This window comes from Eisenbergiella porci (assembly GCF_009696275.1).
GTDB lineage: Bacteria > Bacillota > Clostridia > Lachnospirales > Lachnospiraceae > Eisenbergiella > Eisenbergiella porci.
Genome location: NZ_VUMI01000096.1, coordinates 1 through 8,550, shown reverse-complemented (window position 1 = coordinate 8,550; position 8,550 = coordinate 1). Strand labels below are relative to the sequence as shown.

Here is an 8,550-nt window from a genome sequence, read left to right as displayed (position 1 = left end):
AAAAGGCGGTACGCTACCCCTCCACGGGGCGCATACCGCCTTTTCTTGTTATCCAGCCCTCCGGCTGTATCGGTTGAGCAAAAGTCCGCGTGGGATTGATGTGGTATCTTTAACTTTGGGAAACTCCCCTTTCCCAGTTGGACACTGCCTGAAAGCTGATATTCAGTCGATCCGCCAGCTCCATCTGTGTCATATTACTGACCTTTCTGAATTCTGAAATTTTCCTGCCTATTTCCTTCGTATCAAACATATTTTCTCCCTTTCCTCTGATAGTTTCCTTTCCGTTGATAGTTTTCTTTCCACTAACATTTTTTCACTGACAGTTTTCCGTCCGCAGCATTATCGTATCAAATCCCAACCGCCTTTTCCAACAAGTAATGGTTGAATACAGTTAAAAACATCCATTCAAATATCAGTTGAATCAGTTGAACCGCAGGCAAATCCCTCCCGTCCACCATCCAATGTCATAAGTTCCATCCACGCTGCAATCCATAATAGCTTCTCTTCCCACTGCCTCCTTGCCGCATCCTTGTCTCTCCCTATTTTTCCCTGTCACCAAACTCCGCCAGCTCCCCCACCCCAATCACCGTCAGCCTGTGCATAGCTCGTGTACACGCAACATAAAGCAGCCCTCTGTCAAACTCGGCCCCGTACGTATTTTTATCCGCATCCGCCACCACCACTTCGTCAAATTCCAGCCCCTTCGCCATCCGCACCGACGTTATGGATACCCCGTTGGAAAACCCGGTGCTTTCCGGGGATATCAGCGTCACCTTACACTGTCTTGCCAGGGCATCATACATCGCCTCCGCGTCCCTGTCCGTTTTCAGGATAATGCCCATGGAAGCGCTCTTCCCCATTTCCCTTCGTTCCTCAAAGCTTTGCACCTTTTCTCTGATTATGCCTATCTGCGCCTGCCTGTCTCCACAGGCAATTACCTGAGGTTCCTCTCCGTGCCGCTCCATGGCTTCCAACAGATCGTTGGGGCAGATGCGCCTGGCAAAGGAAATGATTTCATAAGTGGAACGGTAGCTTTTATTCAGCATCACGAATTCGGCGCTTTTGTACATCCGCCGGATATCCTTCAACGTATGCAGATGGTTTGGGTTCAGGCGCTGGCCGAAATCGCCCAATATGGTTTTGGGGCAGCGAAACATTTCATTGAGGACGGCATACTGTACCGGCGTATAATCCTGCATTTCATCTATGACCAGATGCTTTGTCACACCGCTTTCCTCCAGCCCTTCAAATGCGGCGTGCAGATACAGGAAGGGACAGACATCCGCCCATTCCAGCGTTCGTGGCGCAGGCATGGCAAACAACCCGGCAATTCCCATTTTTTCATAGAAATCACGGTATAGCGCCAGAGAATCCTTTATGGTAAGCATATTCATCAGGCTTTTTTCTATTGCCGTTGCACGCGGCAGTTCTTCCCCTCTGATATTTTCCGTCTGCATACGCTCCCGGATATCCCCGGTAGTCAGCGCAAGGCGCTTTTTTACCGGGAATTTTGTGTAGGCTAAAAATCGCTTCCGGATCCATTCCTTCTCCACAAAGAAACGGCCCCAACGGTAATCTTCCGGTAAAAAAACAGTGTAAGGTAGCTGTCTACGGTATTCCTCAAGAAGTCTTACGAATTCCAGGGTTGATTTGTACCGCACCCGTTCCCGGAATTTTTCATCCTGCGTATCCGACGGATCGCTTTCCGGCACGAAGCCGATAACGCCCTCCAGCTGCAGCTGTGCAAGCTCGGCAAAACCCAGTTCGAAAATAGGCTCCTCTCCCAGCTCAGGAATAACGTTTGCTATGTAATCGCCGAAAACCCGGTTGGGCGAAATTATGGTCACGTTGCGCGAGCTTAATTCCTTTTGGAAGCGGTAAAGCAAAAAGGCGATTCTGTGAAGGGCAATGGAGGTTTTGCCAGAGCCCGCGACTCCCTGGATGATGAGGGTTTCCGTCTTTTCGTTCCGTATGATCCGGTTTTGTTCCTTCTGAATTGTAGCTATGATGGATTTCATTTTTTCATCCGAGGTTGCGCTCAGTTCCTTCTGAAGCACATCGTCCTGCACATTCAGGGAGCTTTCCAGCGCGTACTCCATCACACCGCCTGTGATTTTAAACTGCCGTTTTCTCGTGAGCAGCCCCGTGATCCTGCCTGCCGGGGCCTCAAAAGAGGCCGGTCCGTTTTCATAGTCATAAAACATACCTGATACCGGGGCGCGCCAGTCATATATCAGGGGCTTCTTCTTATATTGAAAGCCAAAGCGGCCAATATAATAGATTTCATCCGCAGGGCTGCCGTCCTCTCTGAAATCTATCCTGGCAAAATAGGGGGACTCCTTCAGTCTGGCGATTCTGTCCCTCACTCCTGCGGCAAAAGCGCCTGTCCTGTCGGTCTGTTTTAAAAGAAGTTCGTTCTGGAACATTTCATGCGGGTCGATCTCGCCCCGGTTGTCCGCCATGTAGCGTTTGGCCTCCCTGTATTCCTGTTCCAGCCTGTCTGCATTTTCTCCCGCTTCCGCAAACGCCTCCTCCAGCCGTTCCAGTGTCTGAGCCAGGTGGATCTGCTCCTCAGGGAAAGGGAGGGGCTTCTCCTGCCGCCTGCGCGTTATTTTTTCCCCGCTGTCTTTATGCATCGCCTGGTTCCTCCTTCTTCAGAACAAACCGCTGTGTAGGATAGCCGAATTCCACCAGCAGCTCCGCCTCTGCGAAGCCCAGTCCCTTGATTTCACGGCGCTGTCCGGTGTCCGCCTTATCCCCCTCCCGGTACGTGGTGATACTGATTTCCCGGCCCTTTGCCAGCTCGTCCATCACCTTGTTAAGAAAAACCCTGGGAATGCCCATTTTCCGGTAAAGCGGATGGGTTCCCATAAAATCAATATTTCCTGTCTCAGTGTCAAAAAGCAGGATTCCCACGGCGATACCTCCGTCCTTCAGTATCAGCGCCTGTCCTGCACGGATTTTTTCCTGCAGGGTCTGGATATATTCTTCCTCATCCAGGCAGGGAAAGCCATCCACCACAAGGTGCACCAGCTCCATCCAGCAGGGAATGTCGGTTTCTTGGGCAAAAGCGGCCTCCCATGGCCTGTTTTCCTTATTCTCCAGCATGCTGTAGCTCCCCTCCAGGCTGTATTTTAACTGCAGCGGGTAAAAACGTTCGTTTTCCCGGTATCTGTTGGGCGGCATTTTATACAGGGCTGTAAAAATCCCGGTAAAGGCCTGCTGGCTTTCATACCCCGCCAGCAGCGCGATTTCCAGAATCGGCTTATCTGAAAAAACCAACAGCTTCGCCGCCTCCGTCAGCCGCCTTCTCTGTATGTAGTCATGCGCCGTCAGTCCCGTCATATCGGCAAACATCCGGTGCAGATGGTACTTGGAATAGTGGACGGCATCCGCTATGGTATCCAAGTCCAGTTTTTCGGTAAGGTGCGCTTCTATATATTCAATGACTGCCGTAATATTTTGTATATTCTTTTGCATGTTCTCCTCCTTCCGAAGCCTTATTATACCCAACCGTGACGGGATATTTTTCATCAATCTTGCTTTTTTAAGAAAAAAGCCGGCCCGCACGCGGCAGACCGGCCCTTACCCTCCGACCTTTATTCTAACGGCCGGTTTTGTTTACAATCCGTATGGAAAACGCCGCGGAAATTCCAATGATACAGGCCGACAGCGCCAATACGCAGCCCACAGCGGCGGCGGGACGGGAAAGAAGCTGCCATGCTTCGCCTATCCCCAGCTTTCCTGCCAGATAATAAAATACAAGAAAGCCGACAGTGGGAATAAACATAAATATTTTTCCTCTAATCGAGCCGTATTTATAATATCCGGGCAGCTGTACCCCTGCGTATATGGTAAACAGCAGCATGCCCAGAAGCAGGGAAGAAATCAGCTCGCCGCCCGACGGCGGGGACTTTACCGCCCAGAGCAGAATTGCGCTCTGCAGCGCCGTTTCCAAAAGCAGCGCCAGGTAACCGATTCCGAATACGGCAAGATATCTGCCCGCTACCAGGCTTCCCCTGCCCACGGGCAGGAAGCCGTAAAACCGCTCCATCCCATTTTTTTCAGATATGGAGAAGGTGTATGCTGTCGTCATGGCCGTCACCGTAACGCCGAAGGACAGCCCTTCCAGCAAGGATCCTGTAAAAAAAGGAAACATCAGCGGTACAAGAAGCACCAGCAGCACGGATTTTACATAGGGCTTCAGCAGCATAAAATCAAGTTTCATACATTTCATAGCAGGGTTCATATGTTTTCCTCCTGATTGTTTCTGTCGGTCTGTCTGCTCATAAAGACCACAATATCATCAATGGATGCGGGAACATATTCCAGGCGGCCGGCAGCGGCCAAATCCTCTTTCCTGATCAGCGCCTCAAAGCCTGTGGGGAAAGTGCGCAGTCCGATGAGCCGGGCCTCCAGTCCGGGGGTAAGCTCCTTCCTGTCTCCCCTCACAACGCGGAAGCTGTCCGCAAAATCCTCCTTTGTTCCTGTAAAAATCAGCTGTCCCAGGTGGATATAGGTGATGTAGTCCGCGATTTTTTCCAAATCAGGTGTGATGTGGGTAGAAAAAAGCACGCTGCGGCGGCCATCCTCAATATACTCACACAGGATATCCAGCAGCTCGTCACGGGATACCGGATCCAGGCCGCTTGTGGGTTCATCGAGAATCAGAAGCCTGGCGTCGTAAGAAAAGGCGCAGGCAAGCATGAGCTTCATCTGCATTCCCTTTGACAGTTCTTTCACCTTCTTTGTCTTGCCAATCCTGAACCTGGAAAGCAGGGACCAATATTTCTCAGAATCCCAGGCGGGATAAAAAAGCGTGTAGGCTTTTTCCACATCAGCCATCGTCCACTCATCCACAAAGCTGCTGGAATCAAAAACAGCGCCGATATCCTTCTTTATCTCCTGCTCGGAGGCAATATTGTCTTTTCCGAACACGGTTATTTTCCCGCCGTCGCGTTCCGTCATATTCAGTATCGCTTTAATTGTCGTCGTTTTACCGGAGCCGTTAGGGCCGATCAGGCCCATGATATAGCCTTCGGGCAGATCAAAGCTGATATTATTCAGCCTGAAATCCGCGTATGATTTTTCCAATGCCTCCACATGCAGCATGCTATCCATTTATTTTTTCCTCCATACATTGTTTGAACAGGTCGGTTATCTGTGAATCGCCGGCTCCGGCTTTCCTCGCCTCCCGGATGGCATCGGCGAACATCGCCCTGGCCTCCCCTATCAGGTGGTTTCTAATCAGTTCCTCACTGCTCTGCGCGACAAAGCAGCCCTTTCCCTGGATATTCTCTATGTAGCCCTCACTTTCCAGCTCGGTATAAGCGCGGTTAATCGTGAGCACCCCCACCTTGAGATCTCTGGCCAGGGAACGCAGTGAGGGCAGGATATCTCCCGGCATAAGCTCCCGGGACAGTATTGCCTGAAGTATCTGGCTTTTTATCTGCTCGTAAATCGGGCCGTCATAGTTGTTTGATACCACAATTTTCACATCTCGGTCCCTCCTTCATCAGCTGGCTGATATGCTGTTATGCACATCACTATAACAGTTGTGTTATTATCTGTCAATGGCCATGTAACTGATTTTCCAAGTAAAATATTGGCAGTCGTCCTTGACAGAAAATCGAACTCATAGTACGATTATCATAATATCAGTATAGTAAGGATAAAAAATATGAAAAAAGAACATTTAGTCCGCTTTCATCAGCAGAATATCCTGGCTGCCGCGGAGAATCTTTTTTCCGAAAAGGGCGTGTGCCAGACCACCATGGACGATATTTCCAGGGCTGCGGAATACAGCAAATCAACCATATATGTTTATTTCCATAGTAAGGATGAAATATATAACTACATTATTCACAGCTACATGTGCAGTCTGAGGGATACCCTGCGTGACTGCATCCGGGAAAACCCGGATTTTGAAAGCAGGTACTTTGCGGTCTGTAACAGGCTGTGTTCCCTTTATGCCGGCAAGCCTATATATTTTACAAGTATACTGGGATATATAAGCGTTGACGAGCAGGCTTTAGCGGAAAGTGAAATCCTCCGCCGGATTTATGACGTGGGCGAGGAGATCGACGATATCCTAACCGCATGTTTTGAACAGGGAATCCGGGAAAAATACCTGCGGCAGGATCTCTCCATCCTGCCCGCTGTTTTTACCCTGTGGGCCTCGCTGGGCAGCCTGATCCCCATGGCCTATGAAAAAGAAACCTATATTGAAAACAGGATGGGAATGAAAAGGCCGGACTTTCTGCAGTACGGCTTCCGCCTGCTGCTCGCCTCACTGAAAAAGGAGGAGTGACGAATGGGAATTTTTACGGGAACCCTGTGCTTTTTATGCTTTCTCCTCCTGCTTGCCAAGGCCGCATCCAGGAAATTCGGCCCGAAAAAAGCAGACCGGCTTTTTATGAAGCTGCATAAGCCTTTATCCGCCGTGCTCTTCCTCCTCTGCCCGGTTCACATTTTTTTCGTGCTGCGGACGCCACGGGCAATGTGGTTGTCCCAGACAGCGAGGCTGTCCCAGGCAACGCGGCTGTCCCAGACGGCACGGCTGCCAGGCTATCTGTCGGGAGGCTGCCTGTTTCTGTGCAATGCTTGTTCCCATGCATCTGTCAGTCCCGGAACCGGTACATGGAAACGCCCCCGAAGGAGGAATTCCAAATGAATGAATCAAAAACCGCCCCTGAAGTCCGACAAAAAAGATGCCTGATCCTGTACTGCTCCAGTCATCATCAGAACACGGAGACCCTTGTAAAAAAAGCTGCTGCACAGCTGTCTGACATTGCTGTTATGCCTCTGTCAGAGAACTGCCTCCCGGAACTTTCCCGTTATGAGCTCATCGGCCTGGCCTCCGGCATTTATATGGGCAGGCCCCATGCCTCAATGCAGTCTTTCCTGGAGGCTCACCAAAAGGAGCTGAAGGGCCGCAGGGTTTTTACACTGCTGACCAGCGGCGCAAACCAGAAAAAATACGGCACAGCCTTTTCCTCCCTTCTGGAAGGCTATGGCTGTACCGTATTGGGGAATTACCAATGTAAAGGGTTTGATACCTTCGGCCCCTGGAAGTTTATCGGCGGGATTGCCAAGGGACATCCTGACACCAGTGACATTGCAGGTGCGCAAGCTTTTCTGCGCGGGATTCTCAGGACGCAGGCCTGATACCTGCCGCCGCCACGCATTCACACGGTCTGTGCGGGCCTATCCGCCGTAAGGCCTTTCCCCGCGTCATGCTCCAGAATTACCCGCAGCAGGATTTCCGCCGCCAGCCTGGAACCGGTCTCTGAGGCATGCTCGCCGTCAGGCGCATACATTTCCGTTTCCGGATGGGCCTGCTTATACTTCCACCATTCCTCGCCCACAGGCGCAAGCACGGCCCCCAGCTGTTCCGCCATTTCCCGGTATGCCTCCGTCAGTTTCTGCTGTCCGGCTTCATTCGTTTTCTCAGCCCAGGTCATATAGGCAACCGGTGTGCTTCCGGCTTCCTGAATCCATTGATTGATCGACTTTGCCGCTTCAAGCATGTCCTCCTTCGGCCCGAACGGATGGGCATGTTCCTGAAGGACCACATAGTCATAATGTCCATAAAGAATGTTAAATCTGACCTCCGGCTCCTTCTGATGCTGATGGAGGAACCAGCCGCCATGGGTGATCATCGTCACCTCACAGGCAATCCCCTTCTTTCTCGCAAGCTCCGCAAAAATCTCCGGCATATCATTAAAATAGGTGTGGCTGTTGCCAATAAATAAAACTCTCATTCCCTGTTTTCTCCTCTTCTTTGGCTTTCCACAGATTTTCATCCGGCAAAGCCAATACTTTTCTACTAATCCTGATGTATTAATCATAATATACCGTAGGATATTTTTCATCATAAAAATAAAGAAAGAACCGCTATGGGAACAGACGGAAAAATATTCCGCTGTGGCCGGAAACTCCAAAACAATAAAAAATGAAAAGCAGGAAGAATCGTTGGTATCATTTTCGGCTCCGCAAGATATGAAAATATAATAGCTGTGGATATTGAAGTGGAGGAAACGTACAGAAGGCGCGGCATCGCCGCTTTTCTCACAGAGCATATGCTCAACAGCTGTTCTGAAGAAAACCTGACAGTACAGTGGGACTGCGTGGAATCTAATACCGCCTCCCGCATGGCGGCAGAAAAATGCGGTTTCCATTTATTCAAGAAGCGCCCTTATTATTGGTTTTGGATATCGTAATCTGTATATGGAATAAACTGCAAAGGCACAACGTTCATTTTATGGGCAGCAAAAAAGCCTGGTAAAAACCAGGCTTTTCCATCGGAGTGACAAGACTTGAACTCGGAACAATACCGAATCAAGAATGTCGTATTTAAGCCTTTTCCTGAATTTACGCTATTTTGGCTTGTTCTATTATACATTTATTTGTAGTATATTGCACTTAATTATATTATAATACCATACTATGCAACACGAAATGCAACACGAGTTATTCAGTTTTTAAACTTATTTATTTCGTATTTTTAGTATTATTCTGTTGATGATTGACAATGCGCTAATATTAGCG

At 49.7% G+C, this 8,550-nt stretch carries 11 protein-coding genes; 4 read left to right on the top strand and 7 right to left on the bottom strand.

Features of this window, described 5'->3' with window-relative positions:
* Nucleotides 1-109 precede the first annotated feature (109 nt).
* The 6 genes from FYJ45_RS28330 to FYJ45_RS28305 form a co-directional block, all read right to left on the bottom strand.
* Nucleotides 110-250 (bottom strand): helix-turn-helix domain-containing protein, encoded by a 141-nt coding sequence (locus FYJ45_RS28330; protein ID WP_154468309.1) that lies wholly within the window; start codon nt 248-250, stop codon nt 110-112.
* Between the two features lie 289 nt (nt 251-539).
* Nucleotides 540-2,636: a HelD family protein gene (locus FYJ45_RS28325; RefSeq protein ID WP_154468308.1), complete on the bottom strand. Its 2,097-nt coding sequence runs from the start codon at nt 2,634-2,636 to the stop codon at nt 540-542.
* Entirely contained in the window at nt 2,629-3,480 is an 852-nt protein-coding gene (locus FYJ45_RS28320) for a helix-turn-helix domain-containing protein (RefSeq protein WP_154468307.1), read from the bottom strand. Before FYJ45_RS28320 ends, FYJ45_RS28325 begins: the two co-directional genes overlap by 8 nt.
* A gap of 124 nt (nt 3,481-3,604) precedes the next feature.
* Complete coding sequence (locus tag FYJ45_RS28315) at nt 3,605-4,249, bottom strand: ABC-2 transporter permease (RefSeq protein ID WP_154468306.1); 645 nt, start codon at nt 4,247-4,249, stop codon at nt 3,605-3,607.
* The gene (locus tag FYJ45_RS28310) at nt 4,246-5,121 is read right to left on the bottom strand and encodes an ABC transporter ATP-binding protein (protein WP_154468305.1); all 876 of its coding nucleotides are present in this window, start codon (nt 5,119-5,121) and stop codon (nt 4,246-4,248) included. Before FYJ45_RS28310 ends, FYJ45_RS28315 begins: the two co-directional genes overlap by 4 nt.
* Nucleotides 5,114-5,497, bottom strand: a complete 384-nt coding sequence (locus FYJ45_RS28305; protein WP_276914641.1) for a GntR family transcriptional regulator — start codon at nt 5,495-5,497, stop codon at nt 5,114-5,116. The genes FYJ45_RS28310 and FYJ45_RS28305 overlap by 8 nt, the downstream gene beginning before the upstream one ends.
* A gap of 183 nt (nt 5,498-5,680) precedes the next feature.
* Here FYJ45_RS28305 and FYJ45_RS28300 point away from each other — a divergent pair, with 183 nt between their 5' ends.
* Genes FYJ45_RS28300 through FYJ45_RS28290 form a run of 3 tightly spaced genes read left to right on the top strand, consistent with a single transcriptional unit; the run spans nt 5,681 to nt 7,167 of the window.
* On the top strand, nt 5,681-6,310 hold the full coding sequence (locus FYJ45_RS28300) for a TetR/AcrR family transcriptional regulator (protein WP_154468304.1): 630 nt from the start codon (nt 5,681-5,683) through the stop codon (nt 6,308-6,310).
* Nucleotides 6,311-6,313: 3 nt separating this feature from the next.
* A complete protein-coding gene (locus tag FYJ45_RS28295; protein WP_154468303.1) occupies nt 6,314-6,673 on the top strand; it encodes a hypothetical protein in 360 nt (119 codons plus the stop codon).
* Nucleotides 6,670-7,167, top strand: a complete 498-nt coding sequence (locus FYJ45_RS28290; RefSeq protein WP_195842032.1) for a flavodoxin domain-containing protein — start codon at nt 6,670-6,672, stop codon at nt 7,165-7,167. The genes FYJ45_RS28295 and FYJ45_RS28290 overlap by 4 nt, the downstream gene beginning before the upstream one ends.
* A 20-nt stretch (nt 7,168-7,187) precedes the next feature.
* Here FYJ45_RS28290 and FYJ45_RS28285 read toward each other — a convergent pair whose 3' ends face one another.
* The gene (locus FYJ45_RS28285; RefSeq protein ID WP_154468301.1) at nt 7,188-7,763 is read right to left on the bottom strand and encodes an SGNH/GDSL hydrolase family protein; all 576 of its coding nucleotides are present in this window, start codon (nt 7,761-7,763) and stop codon (nt 7,188-7,190) included.
* A gap of 207 nt (nt 7,764-7,970) precedes the next feature.
* Between FYJ45_RS28285 and FYJ45_RS33375 the strand changes: the two genes are divergently transcribed.
* Nucleotides 7,971-8,222 (top strand): GNAT family N-acetyltransferase, encoded by a 252-nt coding sequence (locus tag FYJ45_RS33375; RefSeq protein ID WP_408609547.1) that lies wholly within the window; start codon nt 7,971-7,973, stop codon nt 8,220-8,222.
* The last annotated feature ends 328 nt before the right edge of the window (nt 8,223-8,550 follow it).

Bases quoted from the DNA above. Each gene is read 5' to 3' on its own strand.
- FYJ45_RS28330 (WP_154468309.1), bottom strand. From the start codon at position 250: ATGTTTGATACGAAGGAAATAGGCAGGAAAATTTCAGAATTCAGAAAG.
- FYJ45_RS28325 (WP_154468308.1), bottom strand. From the start codon at position 2,636: ATGCATAAAGACAGCGGGGAAAAAATAACGCGCAGGCGGCAGGAGAAG.
- FYJ45_RS28320 (WP_154468307.1), bottom strand. From the start codon at position 3,480: ATGCAAAAGAATATACAAAATATTACGGCAGTCATTGAATATATAGAA.
- FYJ45_RS28315 (WP_154468306.1), bottom strand. From the start codon at position 4,249: ATGAACCCTGCTATGAAATGTATGAAACTTGATTTTATGCTGCTGAAG.
- FYJ45_RS28310 (WP_154468305.1), bottom strand. From the start codon at position 5,121: ATGGATAGCATGCTGCATGTGGAGGCATTGGAAAAATCATACGCGGAT.
- FYJ45_RS28300 (WP_154468304.1), top strand. From the start codon at position 5,681: ATGAAAAAAGAACATTTAGTCCGCTTTCATCAGCAGAATATCCTGGCT.
- FYJ45_RS28295 (WP_154468303.1), top strand. From the start codon at position 6,314: ATGGGAATTTTTACGGGAACCCTGTGCTTTTTATGCTTTCTCCTCCTG.
- FYJ45_RS28290 (WP_195842032.1), top strand. From the start codon at position 6,670: ATGAATGAATCAAAAACCGCCCCTGAAGTCCGACAAAAAAGATGCCTG.
- FYJ45_RS28285 (WP_154468301.1), bottom strand. From the start codon at position 7,763: ATGAGAGTTTTATTTATTGGCAACAGCCACACCTATTTTAATGATATG.